The sequence below is a fragment of the Maricaulis maris MCS10 genome, from assembly GCF_000014745.1.
In the GTDB taxonomy this organism is placed as follows: Bacteria; Pseudomonadota; Alphaproteobacteria; order Caulobacterales; family Maricaulaceae; genus Maricaulis; species Maricaulis maris_A.
The window spans coordinates 2899880-2921103 of the sequence record NC_008347.1; the positions used below are offsets into that span (position 1 = coordinate 2899880).

General features: G+C 62.1%; 16 protein-coding genes. 6 read left to right on the plus strand and 10 right to left on the minus strand.

Annotated elements, in window-relative coordinates:
• Positions 1-24: 24 nt before the first annotated feature.
• The gene (locus tag MMAR10_RS13715) at positions 25-1071 is read right to left on the minus strand and encodes a phosphotransferase family protein (protein WP_011644588.1); all 1047 of its coding nucleotides are present in this window, start codon (positions 1069-1071) and stop codon (positions 25-27) included.
• Positions 1072-1334: 263 nt separating this feature from the next.
• Here MMAR10_RS13715 and MMAR10_RS13720 point away from each other — a divergent pair, with 263 nt between their 5' ends.
• Positions 1335-2591, plus strand: a complete 1257-nt coding sequence (locus MMAR10_RS13720; RefSeq protein ID WP_011644589.1) for a TetR/AcrR family transcriptional regulator — start codon at positions 1335-1337, stop codon at positions 2589-2591.
• A 504-nt stretch (positions 2592-3095) separates the two neighbouring features.
• Here MMAR10_RS13720 and MMAR10_RS13725 read toward each other — a convergent pair.
• From MMAR10_RS13725 to MMAR10_RS13745, 5 genes are all read right to left on the minus strand, one after another.
• The gene (locus tag MMAR10_RS13725; RefSeq protein WP_011644590.1) at positions 3096-6035 is read right to left on the minus strand and encodes a TonB-dependent receptor plug domain-containing protein; all 2940 of its coding nucleotides are present in this window, start codon (positions 6033-6035) and stop codon (positions 3096-3098) included.
• 108 nt (positions 6036-6143) lie between these two features.
• A complete protein-coding gene (locus MMAR10_RS13730; protein ID WP_011644591.1) occupies positions 6144-7457 on the minus strand; it encodes an MFS transporter in 1314 nt (437 codons plus the stop codon).
• 63 nt (positions 7458-7520) lie between these two features.
• The gene (locus MMAR10_RS13735) at positions 7521-7931 is read right to left on the minus strand and encodes a Zn-ribbon domain-containing OB-fold protein (RefSeq protein ID WP_011644592.1); all 411 of its coding nucleotides are present in this window, start codon (positions 7929-7931) and stop codon (positions 7521-7523) included.
• Complete coding sequence (locus MMAR10_RS13740) at positions 7928-9085, minus strand: thiolase domain-containing protein (RefSeq protein WP_011644593.1); 1158 nt, start codon at positions 9083-9085, stop codon at positions 7928-7930. Before MMAR10_RS13740 ends, MMAR10_RS13735 begins: the two co-directional genes overlap by 4 nt.
• A gap of 25 nt (positions 9086-9110) precedes the next feature.
• On the minus strand, positions 9111-10571 hold the full coding sequence (locus MMAR10_RS13745; protein WP_011644594.1) for an MFS transporter: 1461 nt from the start codon (positions 10569-10571) through the stop codon (positions 9111-9113).
• Positions 10572-10995: 424 nt separating this feature from the next.
• On the opposite strand from MMAR10_RS13745, the gene MMAR10_RS13750 reads away from it, so the two are divergent.
• Entirely contained in the window at positions 10996-12168 is a 1173-nt protein-coding gene (locus tag MMAR10_RS13750; protein ID WP_011644595.1) for an acetyl-CoA C-acyltransferase, read from the plus strand.
• Between the two features lie 102 nt (positions 12169-12270).
• On the opposite strand, the gene MMAR10_RS13755 is transcribed toward MMAR10_RS13750, so the two are convergent.
• Both MMAR10_RS13755 and proB read right to left on the minus strand, forming a co-directional pair.
• Positions 12271-13188, minus strand: a complete 918-nt coding sequence (locus MMAR10_RS13755; RefSeq protein WP_011644596.1) for an acyl-CoA thioesterase — start codon at positions 13186-13188, stop codon at positions 12271-12273.
• A gap of 94 nt (positions 13189-13282) precedes the next feature.
• Positions 13283-14440 carry a glutamate 5-kinase gene (gene proB / locus MMAR10_RS13760; protein ID WP_011644597.1) on the minus strand — a complete coding sequence of 386 codons (1158 nt, stop codon included), beginning with the start codon at positions 14438-14440 and terminating at the stop codon, positions 13283-13285.
• Between the two features lie 321 nt (positions 14441-14761).
• Between proB and MMAR10_RS13765 the strand changes: the two genes are divergently transcribed.
• The 3 genes from MMAR10_RS13765 (at position 14762) to MMAR10_RS13775 (ending at position 18554) form a co-directional block, all read left to right on the plus strand.
• The gene (locus tag MMAR10_RS13765) at positions 14762-15541 is read left to right on the plus strand and encodes a pyrroline-5-carboxylate reductase family protein (RefSeq protein WP_011644598.1); all 780 of its coding nucleotides are present in this window, start codon (positions 14762-14764) and stop codon (positions 15539-15541) included.
• Positions 15542-15587: 46 nt separating this feature from the next.
• Positions 15588-16844 carry a glutamate-5-semialdehyde dehydrogenase gene (locus MMAR10_RS13770; protein ID WP_011644599.1) on the plus strand — a complete coding sequence of 419 codons (1257 nt, stop codon included), beginning with the start codon at positions 15588-15590 and terminating at the stop codon, positions 16842-16844.
• Between the two features lie 84 nt (positions 16845-16928).
• Complete coding sequence (locus MMAR10_RS13775) at positions 16929-18554, plus strand: sodium:solute symporter family transporter (RefSeq protein ID WP_011644600.1); 1626 nt, start codon at positions 16929-16931, stop codon at positions 18552-18554.
• A gap of 80 nt (positions 18555-18634) precedes the next feature.
• Here MMAR10_RS13775 and eda read toward each other — a convergent pair whose 3' ends face one another.
• Complete coding sequence (eda, locus tag MMAR10_RS13780) at positions 18635-19264, minus strand: bifunctional 4-hydroxy-2-oxoglutarate aldolase/2-dehydro-3-deoxy-phosphogluconate aldolase (RefSeq protein ID WP_011644601.1); 630 nt, start codon at positions 19262-19264, stop codon at positions 18635-18637.
• Complete coding sequence (gene glk / locus MMAR10_RS13785) at positions 19261-20241, minus strand: glucokinase (protein ID WP_011644602.1); 981 nt, start codon at positions 20239-20241, stop codon at positions 19261-19263. The genes eda and glk overlap by 4 nt, the downstream gene beginning before the upstream one ends.
• A 204-nt stretch (positions 20242-20445) precedes the next feature.
• Here glk and MMAR10_RS13790 point away from each other — a divergent pair, with 204 nt between their 5' ends.
• Positions 20446-21207 carry an SDR family NAD(P)-dependent oxidoreductase gene (locus MMAR10_RS13790; RefSeq protein WP_011644603.1) on the plus strand — a complete coding sequence of 254 codons (762 nt, stop codon included), beginning with the start codon at positions 20446-20448 and terminating at the stop codon, positions 21205-21207.
• Positions 21208-21224 lie beyond the last annotated feature (17 nt).

Sequence of the window (21224 nt, forward strand, 5' to 3'; positions counted from 1 at the left end):
TCGTCATGACCGGCCGGCCACGGCTCAGGCACCGGCCTGTCGTGCGAATTGCCAGGCAGTCTTTGCCAATGGCACCAGACGTGCCACCGTTGCCTCTGCCTTGTCGCTGGACGCGTTGCCGTCAATGATCCGCTTCTTGATGCCTTGTACAATCCCGACCAGGCGGAACAGATTGTAAGCGAAATACCAGTCCATGGCCGGCACACTGTCGCGCCCGGTCAGGGAACAATAGAGCTCGACGGTCTCGGTGAGCGTCGGAATGCCGGTCGCAGCAAAGTCCACGCCCGCAAGACCGGCCCCGCCGCTCTCGGAAGGCATCGCCCATTGCATCGCGTAATAGGTGAAGTCGGCGAGCGGGTCTCCAAGCGTCGAGAGTTCCCAATCCAGCACCGCCTTGATGCGGGCGCCGTCGGGCTCGAACAGCGCATTGTCGATCCGGTAGTCGCCGTGAATGATCGAAGTTCGTGATTGCGCCGGCACTGTGCGTGGCAGGAACTCCAACAAGCCTTCGACCTCGGGTATGTCGTCTGTCTGAGACGCCCTGTATTGCTTGGTCCAGCGGCCAACTTGGCGCTCGAAATAATTGCCCGGCCGTCCATAGTCGCCGAGGCCGACGGCGACGTGATCAACATTGTGGAGCCCGGCCAGTGTCGTGGTCAGGGAGCGATACATGGCGGCCCGGGTTTCCGGCGTCTCGTCCGGCAGGCTGCCATCGGCGAGCGAGCGCCCGTCAACCAGCTCCATGACGTAGAACATGGAGCCTATGACGCTATCATCGGTGCACAGGGCGTAGGGCCGGGCGACCGGAAATCCGGTCGGATGAAGCGCCGCGATCAGACGGTGCTCGCGATCCACGGCATGCGCCGACGGCAATAAGGGTCCAAACGGTTTGCGCCGCAGTACATAGGAGGCTCCGGCACTGTCCAGCCGATAGGTCGGGTTGGACTGGCCACCGGGAAATTTGGTCAGCCGGACCGGCCCCTGAAAACCGCCTATCTGCCCCGAAAGCCAGCTCTCCAGCCGGCGCAAATCAATATCTTCAGGCGGCGGCGCACCAATCACAGCTGTCATTGTCCATCCCGGTCAAACATTCCTGCGCGCAACCATCCCGCGCTGCAGCAAACTAAACCATACCGTTTCCTCGGTAAATGGTTACACTGCGACCTCACACATCGCGATACGACGCATGAACGTGTTTGAAAATTGAGACTTTCCGAAAATGGGCCCATCCGGGTCGGAACATACCGAAATTGGCATCGCAGTGAAGAAACAGTCCAGACAGACCGCGCGCCGGACTGCGTGACCAGATAAACAAACTCTGCTAAGCGAATGATATGAATGCGACTCCGAAAACTGCGGATACGGCAAAGACCCGCCGCTTCCACCAAAAGCGCGAGCTTATCCTCGACGCAGCCGCGACGCTGATCAACCGGCACGGTGTGCGGGGCATGACATTTGTCGACGTCGCCCAATTGGTCGAACTCAACACGACCAGCATCACCTATTACTTCAAGCGCAAGGAATTGCTGGCCGCGGCCGTGCTGGAGCGCGCACTTGAGCGCATCGAACACCTTGTCGCCGAGGCCGCTGCCGAGCCAACGCCGCGTGCCCGGGTCGAGCGCTATATCCGGTTGAACTTTGACCTGCAGGCGCGGATCAATGCCGAGGTGGAACGGCCAATCGCTGTCATCTCCGACATCCGAGCGCTCAATGAACCCTTCGGGTCCGAACTGACGGCGCGCTATATCCAGGTTTTCCGCCAGCTCCGGATGTTCTTTGACGCCCCAAAGACCGCGGACGACAAAATCCTTACCACCATCCGCGCCCACGTCCTCGTCCAGAACATGTTCTGGCTTCCGGCCTGGCTGTCCCAGTATTCCACCGGCGATTATGACCGCGTCATCCATCGCATGGTCGAGATCTTCGAGCATGGCATCGCCCGCGATGGCGCCGCTTGGGCCCCCGACCTCCTGCCGATCGACGAGTCCGAGCTGAAGGTTGGAATCGAAGGCATGCCGGGCAATTTCGCGCGCGCCGCCACATTCCTTATCAACGAGCGCGGCTATCGCGGCGCTTCGGTTGAACAGATTGCCTCGGAACTCAACGTCACTAAGGGTAGTTTCTACCACCATCTGGAAGCCAAGGACGAGCTGGTGCTGGAGTGCTTCCGCCGCTCCTATGGCCGTGTCTCGCTGGTCCAGCGGGCAGCCACCAAAGCAGGCGGCAATCAGTGGCAGCAATTGTCGTCCTCGATGGCAACGCTCCTGAATGTCCAGCTCTACAGCGAGTTTCCGCTGCTACGCACGACCGCCCTGCAAGCCCTGCCAACCGACCTGCGCAATGATGTGCTCGACCGCTCCAACCGGATGGCGCGGCGCTTCGCCGGCATGATGATTGACGGCATCACGGAAGGTTCCGTACGCCCGGTCGATCCGCTGGTCGCCAGTCAGGCGATCATGGGCGCTCTGAACTCGGCCTATGACCTGCGCGACTGGATCAAGGATGTCGAACCCGCAAACGCGTTCGCCTTCTATGCGTCGACGCTTAGCTATGGCCTGTTCTCTCCCCCTCAAAAACCGGTCCAGGCCTGAGCCCAAGGACCGGGATCGCCACGGCGTCACCGCCTGGCGTTTTGGGCAAAGACGTTGTGCGGGGCGCCGGCCGGACCTGACCGGATCAGGGCGGTCAATCGCAATTCCGAGGCCTTTTCGCGGATTTTGGTCCCATCGGCGGCACCGGGCCTGGTGATCGTCAGCCCCACCGAACCGAACGCTCTCCGTCATACCGACCCCCCGGACAACCGGTCCCGGCCTCAAGAAGGCCCGGGAGCGGGAAGAGTTGTGCGATGGGCGGGAAATCAGTTCTTTGGATTTTCAGGTAGCGTGCACTTTCCCTCTCCCTCGGGACAGGGTGCAGGGCGGAGAGAAGCTGAGTCGGCACCGACAATGGCCCTTTCCTGGACATCGGAAAATCAGGCCTCGGTTCGAAGCATTCCTGTACCAGAACCGCGCTGCCCGCTCGGTCCGCCCGCAGATCCCAAAAGAAAGGGCCCCGACCTGGCGGTCGGGGCCCTCCTCATTGCCGGGTTTCGCGGATCAGAATTCGGTGTTGAAGCCGACCCGGATCACACGACCGACCGGGTTCCCGGTGAAGGGGTCGTAATTGTAGTCCTGCCTGGAGAAGCTCGGATCCTCATCGGTCAGGTTGATCGCCGTGAACGAGAAGGTCGTTGCATCACCAAAGTGATAGAGCAGGTTGAAGTCGGTCGTCAGCTGGCTGTCGATCGTCGCACCCTGCATCAGGGTCGGATTGCCGACGATGTAGGGGTTCGGGGCAAATGGCCCGGTCCCCAGATCGGCTCGCTGATCCCGATAGCTGTCGGTATAGGTGAAGGTCAGCCGGGTATCGATATTCCCGACGGTGTACTCGAAGAAGCCACGTGCCTTCCATTCAGGCACCGGATAGGCGGTGGTCTGGAAGTTCATGAAGCCGACACCGTCGAAGCCCTGCTGGACCACGACGCCCTCAACCGTCTCGTCACCCAACTCATTGCCAAGCATGTAGGTGGCGGTCAGTCCGGTATTGAGCGTGCCGCCCATCACATCGCCGAAATCATAGTTGAGGATGAAGTCGACGCCCGAGCTGGTGAGATCACCACCATTGACCACTTCGGTCCGCACCCGCGCGATGTTTGCCGCCGCGCAAGTACCGGCACCAGCCACGCCTCCGCCATCATTGAACTGGAAGCGTTCACGCAGGCCATCGAAGGTCGGATCGGTACAATTCGCCGGATCGGCGAACAGTGTGGCGACCATGCCCGAGAGTGGTTCGGTATTGATGGTGTCCTGAATCTCGTAGCGGAAATAGTCCACACTGGCAGTGAAATTATCCGTCGAGAACAAGGCGCCGATGGAGTAGTTGGTTGCCGATTCCGGCGCCAACCCCGGATTGCCAAAGACGTCGACAGGCCGGAAGCTTGAGGCAATCACCTGCAGCGAGGTGACGTTCGAGTTGACCGTCTGTTGGGCAGGTGGCCCACGGAAAGTCGTTCCGGCGGAGCCACGCAGGGCGAAGCCCTCCGAGATCTGCCAGCGAGCTGTGACCTTCGGGTCAAAGGTCGACCCGGTCTGCCCGCCATAGTCCTCGTAGCGCGCCGCCAGCTGGACATTGAAGTCGTCCGTCACCGGTAATTGAAGCTCGCCGAAGATGGCATAGACATCTCCATCCGCGTCACTGTCGGCATTGGACCCGAGGAAGGCCCAGGCACCGGTTTGCGGATCACAGGTCGTATTGCCCGAGACAGGCGTGTCACGACAGGGATTGACGGCAATATTGTTGTTGTCGCCATAGGCCGCCGAGTAGGTTTCCCGGCGGTACTGACCACCGAAACCGTAGAGGACGGAACCACCCGCCAGCTCCCAACCGGTTTCACCGCTCAACGTAGCTTCAGCGACGAACAATTCGGTTTCCAGCCGCGTGGAACCGCGCACAAAGAACCAGTTGATCAGTTCGGCACTGTTCTGGTTAGGCTCGGCACCCGGCCGCTCGACCCCGGTGACGGCATTGGCCGGCGCCTGGTTGCCGAACGGGTTGTACCACATGCAATCGCCGACGCCCGGCGTGCCGGTGGCCGGGTTACAATTCGGTCCGCCCAGGCCACCCAGCGCCAGCTGGACCCGGTCACCGAAGCTGTCATAGCCATCATAGAACCGCTCATAGCGATGATAGGTGAGATTGACGTCGAACGAGGTCGTATCGTTCAGCTCGCCATTCAGCCCGGTCGAAATCCGGAAACTCTCATTCTCGCGCAATCCGACTGCCGATCCCAGATCATCCGGGCGTCCGGCGAAGGCCGGATTGCCGCCTGCGAGAAGCGGGCGGAACAGCAAGGTCGGGAACAGCGCCGCAATCGTTCCGGCCGGCACGACGCCGGGGTTTTCCGTGACCATCTGGATGAAGCCCGGATTATTGCCAGGAACGATGAAACCACTCGGCGATCCGCCAACGCTGGCAGAGGGTGCCTGGGTCAGCAGATACATCGGCGAGGTCCGGTAGTGCGGAACCTCGTCTGACCCATAGAGGAGGCTGATTTCCCACTCTACATTGTCGGTGAGATCGATGCCCATCTCGCCCCAGATCTGGTAGCGGTCCTCTTCCTCAACCAGTGCATCGAAACCCGTGTATTGGGTCCGGCACCAGTTGGCAGCCGTCACGAAGCCACCGAGAGCAGCACAATCCGGGTCAGCCCGAAGGCCACCAATCGGAGCCACGCCCACACCGGGAATGATGCCCAATGGCAGGAAGGTTGCGGGATTGCCGCCGCCGGTCCAGCCGCCTTCCGGGTTGGCTTCGAAGTCCTGCACCGCAAAGTCGCGATCCATCGCCAACAACTCTGAACGGTGCTGATATCCGGCCGCCACCATCAAGCGGAAATTATCGCCCTGGTGACCGAAGCTGCCCTGGAGCGTGTAATCGCCATCCGTGTCGGAAATGAAGGAATAATCACCGCCGAAACGGAAACCTTCCTGGTCAGAGCGGGTAATGAAATTGACCACCCCGCCAATGGCGTCGGATCCGTAAATCGCGGCCGCGCCGTCCTTGAGTATTTCGATCCGCCCGATCGCCGCTGCTGGCAACAGGTTCAGATCGACAAACGGGACCCCCGTCCCCGCCGGCACCAGTCGACGATTGTTCAACAAGACAAGCGTGCGCTGCGGGCTGAGGCCACGCAGGTTGACCGACGCCATGCCTTCGGTGGCTTGCGACCGGCTGTCGAACTGGTTTGTGTCCCCGATGACACCGCTCGAGACCGGCAGGGCCTTGATCAGCTCGACCGGCGACGGGTTGCCCAGACGGGCCAGTTCTTCCGCAGACAGGACGTCGACCGGCAGGGCCGCGTCCTCGGGGGTTCCGCGAATGACGGAACCCGTGACGATGATCACATCGTCTTGCGCGTATGACGTCGCCGACAGGCCTGCCACCATGGCAAGGGCTGTCAGCGCGCTGCTCGCACGCATGAGACCTTTAACAGTCATATTCTCCTCCCAGACTGGTGCGGCTGCTTTATTTTTTGCATACCGCAAATTCGATTAGATCAATCGGAATTTGGCAAGTCAAGGAGATAGGGGCCGTATTGCGAGTTATTATTGGCTAATTCGACGCTGCACTGCGGCATCGCTTTCCGCTTTAAGATGACGCGGTTCGCGTACTGCGGAAACTAGAACAACCAAAGCTGCCACCAGGCTGACGAGCGAGATGATGAAAACCGGCACCAAGCCGAAAAAGCTGGCGATCAGCCCGCCGAGCACGGGCCCGAGCGACGCCATTGTGGTTTCCACCGTGGTCGAGAGGGCGAGACGCATGGGGATATCGTCCCGCTCGCCGAACTCGAGAACCAGCGTCGTCGAGCTCATCATATAGCCAGACGCGGCCGCCCCCAATCCGAAAAAAGCGACCAGGAAATGCCACGGTTGCTCCGCAAAGATCATGACCACAAGCGAGACGATCCAGGTCGCCACGGTAAGGATGAAGGTCAGCCGGAAGCCATACCGGTCCCCCAGCGTTCCCCAGACCAGGTTGGTCAGGGTGTCGGCGCCAAGAAAGGCCAGCGAGAACAGCCCGATCGCTGCCCCGTCAACCTCCATCTTTCGACCCGCATAAATGATGCAGAACGGAATGACGATCCGGCCGGCCGTCGCCATCATCTGGGCGATCAGGAAGTTGCGGTAATCGCGATTGACGAGGAGCTGCGGGAATTCCCGCACCCGCGCCATCACCCCCATCTGCACCTTCACCGTCGGGCTTTCCGGCTCGCGCATGAACATCCACAGTGCCGCCAGCCCGAGACTGGTCAGCACAAAGGCGACCATGAAGGTCGTCGCATAACCATTGCCGAACGCATTGTTTTCGATCAGATGCGCTCCGGCCCACCAGGACAGGCCGGCCGCGATCGCACCGCCAGCGATATTGCGCCAGGCCTGCAATCGCCCCCGCATGCGGATCGGGATCACCTTCGACAGCACGACCTGGAAGGCGACACGCTGTGACCCCAGAAAGAAGCCGAACAACAACAGGAAGAAGAAGGTCGCCGCGATCAGGACCGAGCCGGTCAGGAACCAGCCGGCCAGCGCCAGGCCGAGTAACTGCACCCGCATCAATATGCCGATCGTCATCGCGGCCGGCATGACGTGGCGCCGATGTTCGATATGGGCGGCGCCCATGACCGGCGAGGCAATCGCGCCAAGCTGGATCAGCGCCTGGCCGATACCGACAAAGATCGGCGAGCCGGTCAGCATGTGCAGATAGGCGGGCACAAAGGTTGGCGCGAAAATCAGCCGGAAGCCGGTCATGCCGAGCATGCCGTGGGTGAAGTGAGCGATGTAATTACGCTTCAGATTGCCCTCGACGAAATCGCTATAGGCCTGTTCGCGCGCCTCCGCGGTCTCGTCACCCGCCACAATACAGCTCGCGGGCGGGCCGGCAGGCGAAGGCGGGCGGGCTGAGACCTCTTGCCGCCATGATCAATCGCCGATCGCGGTAAAGAAAGGCAAGGCAGGACCATCCCCGGCATGGTCTGCATCGCTGGATTGCGGCATGAGGCGCACGCGTTGGCCAATGGCGAGACTGTCTAAGTTTTCCGCGACCAGATTGGTCAGCACGGACGGGCCTTCATCCAGAGTCACATAGGCGACCGCGAAGGGCGCACCCTCGCCGCGCCGCATGACCGACAGGCTGTAGATCTCGCCCGTCCCGGCACTATCGAGCCAGCGTGTGTCGGCCGAGCCGCAATGAGGGCAGATATGACGCGGATAATAGTGCGTCTGCTGGCAATCAACGCAGGTCTTGATCCGCAGGACGCCCGCGTCCAGCCCGTCCCAGAAGGCTTGCGTCTCCGGATTGGGCTGCGGGGCGGGAAGCTTGCGTACGCTCATGACTGGCGCTCCAGAATGATGGTGGCCGCGCCGTGCCGGGCGCCGAGGGAGCCGCCAATGCCGGTGGCGACGGCAAGGTCACAATTGGGCACCTGGACGGCAGGGGCCGCCTCGCCGCGCAATTGCCGCACCGCTTCGATCACCTTGGTAATGCCGCCTCGGAACATGGGATGGTTGTTGCACAGCCCGCCACCATCGGTGTTGAAGGGCAGTTTGCCGGTGCCGGAGATGAGATTGCCGTCGGCCACGAACTTGCCGCCCTCGCCCTTGGCGCAAAAGCCCAGATCTTCCAGCTGCATCAGCACGGTGATGGTGAAGCTGTCATAGATTGAGGCGTATTTTATGTCGGACGGCGTGACGCCGGCCTCCGCAAAGGCACGCGGCCCCGACTTTGCGGCGGCCGACACCGTGAGGTCGAGACCCAAACCGCCGGACGGGCCCTTGGTCGCCTCGCCGGCTCCCAGCAGGGAGATCACCGGACGGTTGAGCGTCCTGGCAATCTCCGGCGAAACCACGACGAGGGCGCCACCACCATCCGTCGTCACGCAGCAATCGAGCCGGTGCAACGGATCAGCGATCATCGGGCTGGTCACAACATCCTCGACCGTCACCACTTTGGGCAGCATGGCGTGCGGATTGTGCTGGGCATGGTGCGAGGCAGCGACCTTGATCCAGGCCAGCTGTTCCGACGTGGTGCCAAATTCATGCATGTGGCGGGCAGCACACATGCCGTAGCTGGTGTGATTGGTCAGCCCGACCCATTGCTCGAAAGCGCTTTCCGGCGCCCCGGGCCGGAAGCGTTGCACTGCCTCCGAGCGCGGCCGCCCGGCCAGGGTGATCAGCGCCACCGAGCACTTGCCCATGGCGATCGCCTGCGCGGCATGGGCGACATGCTGGATATAGGTACAGCCACCCATCTCGGTTGAATCAGTGTGGCGGATGTCCAGGCCAAGATAGTCGATCATCGAGATCGGCCCGAAGCCGGGCGCATCGGTGGCACAGAAATAGCCATCAACGTCCGTCAGCGAGAGGCCGGCATCAGCCAGCGCCCCGGCCGCGCATTCAGCATGCAGCTGCGGCGTGGTCATGTCCGGCGCCAGCCGGGTGGGATGTTCGAATGCACCGACGATGCAGGCGGCGTTACGCAGGCTCATACTACCTCCAGCCGGTTTCGGCAGCTCATGGAGCCGGCCTCTTGGCATCATCACGCGCCTTGAGCGCTGCGAGATTGGCCTCATGACTGGCGCGATCAATCCGGTAGAAATGGAGGAAGAGCGCGCCGGCGATATAAAGGACGGCGATGCTGGGAATATAGAGCGTCGCCAGCAGGTCGACCGAAGCCGGATCGACCTCACCCGGTTGGGCGCGCTCGGGAAGATCAACGATCGTCAACAGGATGCCCGCTGCCATCAGGCCAAAGCCGGTGACGCATTTCTGCATGAAGCTGTTGGCCGCATAGAACAGTCCCTCGGCCCGGCGCCCGGTCTTGAGCGCGCTCGCATCGATCACGTCGCCGATCATGGCATGGACCAGGATGGCCGAGGAAATTGCGCACGCCGAGTACAAGGCGAGAATGCCGAACAAGGTAGGCAGAACACGCGGATCATCGTCGGCATAGAACAGGCCATTCAGCCTCAGGATGAACGGCAACGTCCCCAGAAAGATGGCGGCAATCGCCAGCCAGAACGCCGCATTCCGCTTGCCAAGTCGCTTGGCGATGACCGGTGCGAAGATCAGCGCCAGGACAGCCCCCACCAATGGCTCGGCGGACATGATCGCCATCTCGAAATTGTCGAAACCCCAGAACAGGGTCCCGAAATAGAGACTTAGAGCGGCCGCCATACCGATCGCAGTGTATTTGAGCAGGCCAAATCCGAGAATTGCGAGAAACGCCTTATTGCTGAAAGTCCGTCGCATCAGCATGAATGTTTCCAGCGGATTCCGGCGCTGGGGTGGCGGAAGCTTCCGGAGATATTTGATGCGGTGATGGGTCCCCGCGGTCGAGATCATGACCGTGCCAAACATCAACACCGATCCGACAAGTCCGAACGTCCAGTATCCCACCGGATTGAGCTGACCGATCGGGTATTCAGCCGTTGGCGCCAGGAAGACTGCGAGGGCCAGGATCGACATCCCGTAGCCACCGAGATAGCCGAAAAAATAGCGATAGCTGGCGATCGAGGTACGGTCGTCATAGTCACTCGACAGTTCAGGCGCGAGCGCCGAGCTGGGGATTTCGTAGAATGTGATGCAGGTCCGGACTGCCGAAGACAGGACAGCGAGATAGGCAAACAGGCCCCAACCGTCCAACGCCTCGGGCGGATGCCAGAGAAAGAAAAACGACGCCGCCGCGGGAATGGCCGACATGTACATGAGCGGGTGCCGGCGGCCCCACTTCGTTCTCAAACTGTCGGAAAACTGCCCGACGATCGGATCGGAGATAGCGTCGAAGACGAGCGCGACCAGGATGGCGAGCGACACCATCGCCGCGTCAGCGCCAATCACGTAGTTATAATACCACAGCAGATAGGCGCGAAAGGCGACGTCCTTGACGCCGTATGCCATCGACCCCACGCCATACAGCAACTTGGTGGCGTACTTTATCGGTGGCGCCGAAATGGGCGTCGCAGTTTCGGTCATTCATCCTCCCTCCGGGCGCGTCGTTTCGACGTCTGCCCCATGCCGCACTTGATGTCAGGACCGCCTCATTCTGCAGAGGAGACACTTCACTTTTTCATGCGTACGGTATGAGCATACTTGTTTTTTGAAAAGCGACAAGAGTCAGAGAATACAGGCGCTTTATGGGGCCTGACATTATGAAAGTCGGTGCGACTGACCAAATTTGAGAAGCCGGTCCGGTTTTCTCTTGCCCTGCACCAGTGCAGGCGACTAGAACTTCATCACAATCCGTTGGCGCAGAGGAGAGAGTGGGCGCAAGGAAACAGTAGTCTGCAAGCAAGGGATCCAACAAGCCGGGTCTTCGAAGCTGACAAGGTCGCGCGCCCAGATCCCGTCGTCACACCCTCCCCGAACGCTCCGTTTCCGCAATGAAAGAGATCCCACAATGCGTGATGCTGTCATCGTCTCCACCGCTCGCACCCCGATTGGCAAGGCCTATCGCGGCGCCTTCAACGCCACGCCTTCGCCGACCTTGTGCGGCCACGCCATCGCCGCGGCGGTTGAGCGCTCCAAGGTCGACCCGGCTGAAATCCAGGACGTGATCATCGGCGCCGCCCTGCAACAGGGCGTGCAGCACACGATCGGCCGCACCGCCGCTCTGCGCGCCGGCCTCCCCGTCACGGTCGCCGGCCAGTCGATGGACCGTCAGTGCTCGTCCGGCCTTATGACGATCGCCACCGCGGCGAAACAGGTCATTGTTGACCGTATGGACGTGGTCGTCGCCGGCGGCGTCGAGTCGATCTCCATGGTCCAGACCAAGGAAATGCGCGTCCAGCCAGATCCCGAACTCCTGGCCATGCACAAGGACATCTACATGCCGATGCTGCAGACGGCCGAGATCGTCGCCGACCGCTATGGCATCTCGCGCGAGCGCATGGACGAGTACGGTCTGCAATCACAGCAGCGCACAGCCGCCGCACAGGACGCGGGCAAGTTCGACGATGAAATCGTGCCGATGAAGTCGACCAAGATCGTGGTCGACAAGGCAACCGGCGAAACCTCCCAACAGGACGTCTTCCTCGAAAAGGACGAGGGCAACCGCCCGGGCACCGACCTGGCTGGCCTGCAGGGTCTGAAGACCGTCATCGAGGGCGGCACCATCACAGCCGGCAATGCCTCACAACTCTCCGATGGCGCCTCGGCCTGCGTGGTCATGGAAGCCGAACTCGCCGCCAAGCGCGGTCTGGCACCTCTGGGTCGTTATATGGGCATGGCCGTCGCCGGCACCGAGCCGGACGAGATGGGTATCGGCCCGGTCGTCGCCGTCCCGAAACTGCTTGAGCGCTTCGGCCTCAAGGCGGATGATATCGGCCTGTGGGAACTCAATGAGGCCTTCGCCGTCCAGGTGCTCTACTGCGCCGACAAGCTGGGCATTCCGGCCGACAAGCTGAACGTCAATGGCGGCGCCATCTCGATTGGCCACCCCTACGGCATGTCCGGCGCGCGCATGGTCGGCCACGCCCTGATCGAGGGCAAACGCCAGGGCGCCAAATACGTCGTCGTGACCATGTGTGTCGGCGGCGGCATGGGCGCGGCCGGACTGTTCGAAGTGCTGTAGTCACACGCCCGCACCACACGTGGAAAAGCCGCGCCGGATTGTCCGGCGCGGCTTTTTGATGGGGCCAACTTCATGGGGCCAATCGTTCGGACTTGCGGCGCCCTACTCGTCCCTGAGCCGGATCAGGCCTTCCTGCGCCGTGGAGGCCACCAGCTTGCCGTCGCGGGTGAAGAGCTGGCCGCGATTGAAGCCGCGGGCGGCACCGGACCAGGGGCTGTCGGTATCGTAGAGCAGCCAGTCACCCATATCGACATCGTCATGGAACCAGACCGCGTGATCGAGACTGGCTGACTGCATCTTGCGGGTCATCCAGCTGACACCATGCGGCTGCATGCAGGTGCTCAACAGCGCCATGTCAGAGGCAAAGGCAAGAATGGCGCGGTGCATGATCTGGCTGTCGGTCGCCAGATCGGTCGCCCGGATCCAGATCTGCCGCCGCGGCTCCCGCTTGCGCGGATCGATCGGCGACCAGGGATCGACCGGACGCATCTCGATCGGCCGTGGCCGGGTCATGAAACGGTAGAAGGGCTCGGGGATCTGACCCTTCATCTTGCGCAGCAGCTCGACCTCGGTCGGCAGTTCGTCGGGCATAGGGACGTCACCCAGGTCAAACTGGTGCGTCAGCCCGGCCTCCGGCTTCTGGAAGGAGGCCGTCATGTTGAGGATGGGTTTGCCCCGCTGCATGGCGATGACGCGGCGGTTCGAGAAACTGCCGCCATCATAGTCGCGCTCAACGCGGTAGATGATCGGGAAGTCCTCGTCGCCCGGTCGCATGAAATAGGCGTGCAGCGAGTGGACATGCCGCTCGGGATCAACCGATGCCACGGCAGATTTCAGCGCCTGGGCGATGACCTGGCCACCAAATACCCGACCGCGACCGCCAGGATTGCGGCGCCCGCGATACAGGTCGACATCAAGCTCTTCGACATCGAGAAGATGGACCAGCCCGGCCGCCAGCTCGGCCGGGCTGAACACCCGGCGTTCCTTCTTGTTGTCTCCTGACGTATCAGCCTCAGCCATGGCGGCGCCCTCAACTCGATCTTTCGCTCAGCCCCAATTCTGGACTGCGCACACACAAATTTCCAGCTTCGGGTACGGTCGCCAGCAGATCGGATCAGGAAGCAACAATGCGCAACGACTTGGTCGGCGCATCCCAGGGCAGATGTTGGGAATCCAGAATGACCATATTGTCGCGATTGACGATTTCCGGTCGCGCATTATAGCCCAGCAACTCCTTGACCGAATGGTCGGTGTGGCGAGCGAGCATCATGGTCTCGTCGGACGAGAAATTCGTCAGCCCGCGAGCCACTTCGTCGCCGCTCTCCGAATAGATATGCAGCACGTCGCCCTTGGTGAACCCGCCATGGATTTTCACCACATCCTCGTGACTGACCCCGGTTGCGCTGGTCTTCAGTGCCGCCGCGGCGGCATCCGTAAGCACGAGGCCACCGGCGCGGTGCAGGCGGTTGGTCAGCCAGACAGCCCAGGACGAGGCCGGGGTCCCCTTGGCAACGCATTTGGTATGCCGACGCTCGCCACTGAGCACAGCAGAAACGGGACGGTCGATCGTGCCTTCGGCGATCAGGGTGGTACACCCGGCGTTCTGGGCGAAATTGGCCGCCTGGATCTTGGTCAGCATGCCGCCCGATCCGAGCGAACTCGTCCCGGATGTGACCTCCAGATACTCGGTCACATCCTCGATCGTGTCGACGAATTGCGCCTCGGGATCTGACGGGTCGCGATCATAGAGCCCGTCAATACTGGTCAGGATGATGAGATGATCGGCCTGGATCATTTGCGCGACACTCGCAGCAAGGCGGTCATTGTCACCGACCCGGATCTCCTCGGTGGTTACCGTATCGTTCTCGTTGACGATCGGCATGATATCGCGTTCGAACAGGCGCTGGATCGTGTTCTTGGTATTGAGGAAGCGTCGGCGCTCTTCCAGATCGTCCAGCGTCACCAGTATCTGGGCGATATCAAAGCCGTGTTCCTGCGCAACCTGCCTGTAGGCATGGAGCAGGAGCGGCTGACCGCAGGCGGCCGCAGCCTGCTTGTCCAGCACGCCCGCATCCTCGGGTGAGGTCTTGATCGCATTGAGCCCCAGAGCGACCGCTCCGGATGATGCCAGCACAACATCATGTCCCTGATCCCGAAGCCGGGCGATATCCGCCAGCAACTCGTTCATGAAGGCATAGCGAAGTGTCAGTCGGCGATCATTGGCCAACAGGCTTGATCCGATCTTGACGACAATGCGTTGACGCTGGCTCACACGATTCTCCTGGATAACACGCCAGAACTCATCCCGGCGCCAATATTTCGCGCAAACTATTTAGCATTCGAAATTTTTCAACCCCAAAATCTGCCCAAACCCGTGCAAGCGCGCAGGCAGACGACGGGCCATGGCGTAATTTCTTATACGCTACAAGGCGGGGACAGCGGATGCTGCAACCGCAAATATAATTTGAATTCGAAATTGTTTTTGTTATACACCGCCCAACATCATGCTCGACCTGCCCCGGCGGATCGGGCATTTTCATGTGAGCAGGGCATTTCCGGCCGGGAGTGTCACCACGAACGGAGCGGACACGGTATGGACATTTTGGTGGTGGGATGCGGAAAAATGGGCGGTGCGATGTTGCGCCGCTGGCTCGATGCCATGCCCGCGCGCTTCACCACAGTGAATCGAAGCGGTCGCGCCCTGCCGCCCGGCACCGAACACGCTACCGGCCCGGACGCCCTCACCGGACGCCGCTTCGATGCCATCATCATCGCCGTCAAACCGCAACAAATTCCCGACGTCATGCCGGCCTATACCGACCTGCTGGCAGATGGCGGCTGCTATGTCTCGATCGCCGCCGGCTTTTCGACGGCCTCGCTGGGAAAGCTGGTCGGGGACCAGCCGGTGATCCGGATCATGCCCAACCTTCCGGCCCTGATCGGTCGCAGCGTCAACGGCCTGTTCGCCAATCCGACCTGTCAGGACAAGCATCGCGACCTGGCCAATGAGCTGGCCCGGACCACGGGAACTGCGGTTTGGCTGGACGATGAGGACGAGCTGGATCGATTGACTGCCATTGCCGGCAGTGGGCCCGGCTATGTCTTCGAGATCGCGCGCAGCTATGTCGCCGCGGCACAGGCTCTCGGCTTCTCGAAGGAGACGGCGCGGGCGCTGGTGCTGGAAACCATGGGCGGCGCCATAGAAATGGCGACCCGCTCCGACCAGGACGTTGCCGATTTGCGCAACTCCGTGATGAGCAAGAACGGCACGACCGAAGCCGGCATCAATGTACTGCGCCGGGACGGTCAGCTCGACGCGTTGCTGCGCGATACGACCCGCGCGGCCTACGACCGGGCGGTCGAACTTCGCTAATTGCCCGACCCGCCCTTCTCAACAACACTCCCACCCCAAGGAAACCATGTCAGATCGTATGCAAGCCTATATCGAACAACTCGGCCGTCAGGCCCGTGCCGCCTCCCGCGTTCTCGCGACGGCGTCCACGGAGCGCAAGAATGCGGCCCTAATTGCCGCCGCAGCCGCCCTGCGCTTGCGGGCCAACGACCTGCTCGAGGCCAACCGCATCGATGTTGACGGCGTACGCAAGGCTGGCAAACCCGACGCCTTCATCGATCGCCTGATGCTCGATGGCGCGCGGATTGAGGGGGTCGCCAGTGCGGTCGAGGCGATCGCCACGCTTCCCGACCCGGTCGGGCGCGTCCTGGCCGAGATCGACCGGCCCAACGGCTTGCGGATCGAACGCGTCGCCGTGCCGCTGGGTGTGATCGGCATGATCTATGAGTCGCGCCCGAATGTCGGCGCCGATGCCGGCGCCCTGTGTCTGAAGTCCGGCAATGCCGTGATCCTGCGCGGCGGCTCGGAAAGCCTCAACTCGACCCGCATCATTGTCGAATGCATGAAGGAAGGCCTGCGCGAAGCGGATTTGCCGGAAGACGCGATCCAGATGATCGACACCGCCAATCGCGACGCCGTCAAACACCTGCTCCAGTGCACGCAATTCGTCGACCTCGTCATACCGCGTGGCGGCAAGGGGCTGGTGACGCTCGTCCGCGACCAGGCCCGCGTACCGACGCTGCTTCACCTCGATGGCAATTGCCACACCTATGTCCATGCCGGCGCCGATCTCGACAAGGCCGTCGCCATCATCGAGAACGCCAAGCTGCGCCGGACCGGAATTTGCGGGGCCACGGAAAGCCTGGTGATCGATGAAAGCGTCGCCGCTGACCTGCTGCCGCGACTGATCGACCGCATGACTGTCTGTGAATTCCGGGGTGACCCGGCTGCCGTGACCATCGACCCCCGCGTCAAACCGGCAGACGATTCGGACTGGGACACCGAGTATCTGGATGCCTGCCTGTCGGTGAAGATCGTCGACGGGCTCGAGGCGGGGATCAATCACGTTGCCGCCCATTCGTCCGGCCATACCGATGCCATCGTCACCGAAGATGCGGACGCGGCGACCTGCTTCCTGGCCATGATCGACAGTGCGGTCGTGATGCATAATGCCTCGACCCAGTTCTCCGACGGCGGCGAATTCGGCATGGGCGCCGAAATCGGCATCGCGACCGGCAAGATGCACGCGCGCGGACCGGTCGGGCTGGAGCAACTGACCTCGTTCAAATACCTGGTTCACGGTGAGGGTCAGACACGCCCCTGATCGACGGCCCTGCCACTGGCCTTGAGCCAAACGGCAAATTCCCCAATCTTCCACCTTCCGTTTCGCTGAACCCAAGGCAAGTCCATGGATATTGAAGCTCTTATCTCGCTGGCACTCTACTTCATCCTGATGATGGCGATCGGGCTCTATGCCTATCGCAAGTCCACGGATGACGTGTCCGGCTACATGCTGGGCGGACGCCAGCTGCACCCAGCGGTGGCGGCCCTGTCGGCCGGCGCGTCCGACATGTCGGGCTGGATGCTGATGGGCCTGCCGGGTGCGATCCTGCTGACCGGCATGTCGGAAAGCTGGATTGCCATCGGCCTGATGATCGGCGCCTATTTCAACTACAAGCTCGTGGCCCCGCGGCTGCGCGTCTATACCGAGGTGGCCGACGACGCGATCACGATCCCGGACTATTTCGAGAAGCGTTTCGCCGACAATTCGCGGCTTCTTCGCGTGATCTCGGCCATCGTCATCGTGTTGTTTTTCACCATTTATACGTCAGCCGGCGTGGTTGCGGGCGGCAAGCTGTTCGAGGCCTCCTTCGGTCTCAACTACCAGATCGGCCTGTTCGTCACCGCCGGAGTGGTCGTGGCCTATACATTGTTCGGTGGTTTCCTCGCGGTCAGCCTGACCGACTTCGTGCAGGGCGTCATCATGTTCCTGGCGCTGGTACTGGTGCCGGTGGTGACCATCATGCAGCTGGGCGGTTTCGGCCCCACGATCGACGCGCTGAGCACGTTGAGCGTCGATGTTGGTGGCTGGGACAAACCCTATCTGTCGATGATCCCGCAAGAGAGCCTCGGCCTCGCGGTCATCGGCATCATTTCGACCATGGCCTGGGGCCTGGGCTATTTCGGCCAGCCGCACATCATCGTGCGCTTCATGGCCGTGAAGTCGCTCAAGGACGTCAAGGTCATGCGCCGGATCGGCATGAGCTGGATGCTGATCACCGTGGTCGGCGCCCTGCTGACCGGGGCCGCCGGCCTCGCCTATGTGAAGAGCCAGGGCATCCAGACCGCGGACGGGCTCAATGTTGCCCGGGTCGTGGAAGCGCCTGGCGATGCGACCACCACGATGGGGGATCTGGAAAACATCGACACAACCGGCGCCTTTGCTGACGGCGATGTGGTGCTCGGCGACCAGGAAACCATCTTCATCCTGCTCTCCCAGGTCATTTTCCACCCCTATATCGCCGGCTTCCTCCTGGCCGCCATCCTGGCCGCGATCATGAGTACGATCTCGTCCCAGCTCCTGGTCTCATCAAGTTCGCTGACCGAGGACTTTTACAAGGTCTTCCTGCGACGCGGTGCCAGCCAGAAAGAGCTGGTTCTGGTCGGACGCCTGTCGGTGCTGGCGGTATCGCTGGTGGCGATAGGACTGGCCTTCAATCCGGACAGCAACATACTTGGCCTCGTATCCAACGCCTGGGCCGGCTTTGGTGCCGCCTTCGGACCGGTCATCCTGGTCAGCCTGTTCTGGCGCGGCATGACCCGCCTGGGTGCCATCGCCGGCATGATTGCCGGTGCGGTCACTGTGCTGGTGTGGATTTACGGCCTGCAGCTGTCGGGCGTTATGTATGAAATCGTGCCAGGCTTCATTGCCTGCCTGGTGACGCTCTACATCGTCTCCAAGGCAACCGCCAAACCGGGACCGGAGGTCACCGACTATTTCGACGAGATGCACACGCGCGTCAAAGCCGGATAGTCGCGGTTCCTGCCGGACAAAAGAAAGCGGCGGCCCATCGGGTCGCCGCTTTTTTCTTGCCTTGAGACAGGGCTGGAGGATCAGGTCTTCATTGCCGCGGCCGCAGCAGCATTCGCCGTGATCGTATCCCAGTCGCCCGCATCGATCATCGCGCCGGTGGCAATCCACGACCCGCCGACACAGACAACATTCGGCAGCGCCAGATAGTCCGGCGCCATCTCGCGGGTAATCGATCCGGTCGGGCAGAAGCGGATGTCCGGCAAGGGACCGGCGATGGATTTGAGATAAGGGCGACCACCAGCCTGTTCGGCCGGGAAGAATTTCAGGACCTCGAACCCGGCCTCGACCGCGCTCATCGCTTCACCGGCCGTGGCGACGCCCGGCAGGACCGGAATGCCCGACGCCAGCAGTGCCGGGACAAGCTGTGGCGACAGGCCCGGAGACACCAGGAAATCGGCGCCAGCGGCCATGCTGTCGGCGACCTGCTCGGGCGTTCGGATGGTGCCCATGCCGATGATCATGTCCGGCTCGGCTGCCTTCATGGCCGACAATACGTCGAGCGCTGCCGGCGTCCGCATGGTCATTTCCACCACGCTCAGCCCGCCCGCCTTGAGGGCACGGGCCAGCGGGGCGGCCTTGGCGACATCGCTGACGGTCAGCACCGGAATGACGCTGGCGGCACGGACGAGAGTTTCAAGCGTGATGGTCATGAGTGGAGATTGCCCTGTTCTGCCAGTGCCGCCGCGCCGCGCAAGGCCGCGCCGTCAGACTGGATTAGCCGGATCGGAATATCGGAAACATAGCGCGTCATCGGGCCTCGGCCCAGAAAGCGCGACTTGAAGGCGCTCGCCTCAAGCAGGGTCCGGATACGCGGAAGAATGCCGCCGCCCAGATAAATCCCTGCCCGCGCGCCGGTCAGCACGGCCACATCGCCGGCATATCCGCCCAGCGCGGCACAGAAGAATTCGACCACCCTGGCACCGGTTGACGCCGGATCAGCCAGGGCTTCGCGGGTGATGTCCTCGGGACGGTGGCCAGGCCAGGTATCGCCCTCGATCTGGCACAGGGCACGATGGATATTGACCAGGCCGCGCCCCGACAGGATGCGCTCCCAGGAGACAAAACCATATTCGCGGGCCAGGACACGGCCGACCTCGATCTCGATATCGGTACGCGGCGCAAATCCGGCATGGCCGCCCTCGGTTGCGACGACCTTCACCGAATCTCCGTCCGGCACCAGCAAGCCAAGGCCGAGCCCTGTTCCCGGTCCCAAAACTGCCACCGGCGTGCCCGCGACCGGTCGCCCGTCCGATATCTCGACTATGTCGACACTTGGTGTGAGCGGTGCGCCGCGCGCCTGGGCCTCGAAGTCATTGACTGCCATCAAGGTGTCCATGCCCAGCTCACCGCCCAGCTCGTCCGGACGGAAGCTCCAGGTCGCATTGGTCAGCTGCACCCTGCCGGCGCGGATTGGCGAGGCGACAGCGAAACAGGCCCTGCCCGGCCGATCCCCCTCGCAACTCTCCAGATAGGCCATGGCCGCATCGCGGAGATGTTCGAAATCTTCATTCTTCAGTCGGCGCACCTGATCGAGATCAAAGCCGCGCGAGACACTGCCCCGCGCGATGGCGAAACGGGCATTCGTGCCGCCAATATCGGCGACCAGATAGCTCGGTTCATTGCTCATGGCCGGTTAAACCCGCTCCCGGATAGATCAGTCCGTCGGCCATCCGCGTCGAAGGTGCTCGGGAAGGCTCGTCTACAGCCTGACTCTATACGCCAAATGTTACCCCTAACATAGTCTTTGATTTCAGCCATGTCCGGACCACGCCTTTTCACCGGCGACGGAACAGTCCAGACAGTCGGGGAACACGCGCTACGGAGACCCGCCATGACCGACCTGACCGGTAAAACCATCGCCATCACCGGCGCATCCAGCGGACTGGGCCAGCACTTCGCCCGACTCCTTGCCGCACGCGGCGCCAGACTGGCCCTGATGGCCCGGCGTACCGACCGGCTGGACGCCGAAGTCGAGGCCATACGCGGCGCCGGCGGTGAGGCCGTGGCCATTGCCCTGGACGTCACGGATGCCGCGGCCATCGGCCCAGCCCTCGACCAGGCCGAAGCAGCGCTTGGCCCCCTTCAAGTGATGATCAACAATGCCGGTGTCGGTGGCGAAGGCATGGCCCTGGACATCACGCCGGAACATTTCGACCAGACCTTCGCCGTCAATACCCGTGCGGTCTATTTTGGTGCCCGTGAAGCGGCAAAGCGGATGCTGGCCTCTGGTGTTGCCGAAGCCCGCGAGGCGCGGATCATCAATATCGCCTCGATTGCCGGCCTGACTGTCCTGCCCGGCCTAACGGCCTATTGCGCGTCCAAGGCGGCGGTCATCTCGATGACCAAGGGACTGGCTCGCGAATGGGCCCGCCAGCACATCGCCGTCAATGCCATTTGCCCCGGATACATCGAAACCGAGATCAACGCCCACTGGTTCGCCAGCGAGGGCGGGCAGAAAGCCATTTCGCGCCTGCCCCGCAAACGCCTGATGGACATCACCGCACTGGATGACGCCCTGCTCATGCTCGCCGGTCCGGCCGCCGGGTCGATCACCGGCACCGCCATCACCATCGATGACGGCCAGGTGCTCTAAGGCCGGCTCCAGTCCAT

Coding starts and splice junctions, on each gene's coding strand:
- MMAR10_RS13715 (WP_011644588.1), bottom strand. CDS start 1,071: ATGACAGCTGTGATTGGTGCGCCGCCGCCTGAAGATATTGATTTGCGC.
- MMAR10_RS13720 (WP_011644589.1), top strand. CDS start 1,335: ATGAATGCGACTCCGAAAACTGCGGATACGGCAAAGACCCGCCGCTTC.
- MMAR10_RS13725 (WP_011644590.1), bottom strand. CDS start 6,035: ATGACTGTTAAAGGTCTCATGCGTGCGAGCAGCGCGCTGACAGCCCTT.
- MMAR10_RS13735 (WP_011644592.1), bottom strand. CDS start 7,931: ATGAGCGTACGCAAGCTTCCCGCCCCGCAGCCCAATCCGGAGACGCAA.
- MMAR10_RS13740 (WP_011644593.1), bottom strand. CDS start 9,085: ATGAGCCTGCGTAACGCCGCCTGCATCGTCGGTGCATTCGAACATCCC.
- MMAR10_RS13745 (WP_011644594.1), bottom strand. CDS start 10,571: ATGACCGAAACTGCGACGCCCATTTCGGCGCCACCGATAAAGTACGCC.
- MMAR10_RS13750 (WP_011644595.1), top strand. CDS start 10,996: ATGCGTGATGCTGTCATCGTCTCCACCGCTCGCACCCCGATTGGCAAG.
- MMAR10_RS13755 (WP_011644596.1), bottom strand. CDS start 13,188: ATGGCTGAGGCTGATACGTCAGGAGACAACAAGAAGGAACGCCGGGTG.
- MMAR10_RS13765 (WP_011644598.1), top strand. CDS start 14,762: ATGGACATTTTGGTGGTGGGATGCGGAAAAATGGGCGGTGCGATGTTG.
- MMAR10_RS13770 (WP_011644599.1), top strand. CDS start 15,588: ATGTCAGATCGTATGCAAGCCTATATCGAACAACTCGGCCGTCAGGCC.
- MMAR10_RS13775 (WP_011644600.1), top strand. CDS start 16,929: ATGGATATTGAAGCTCTTATCTCGCTGGCACTCTACTTCATCCTGATG.
- eda (WP_011644601.1), bottom strand. CDS start 19,264: ATGACCATCACGCTTGAAACTCTCGTCCGTGCCGCCAGCGTCATTCCG.
- glk (WP_011644602.1), bottom strand. CDS start 20,241: ATGAGCAATGAACCGAGCTATCTGGTCGCCGATATTGGCGGCACGAAT.
- MMAR10_RS13790 (WP_011644603.1), top strand. CDS start 20,446: ATGACCGACCTGACCGGTAAAACCATCGCCATCACCGGCGCATCCAGC.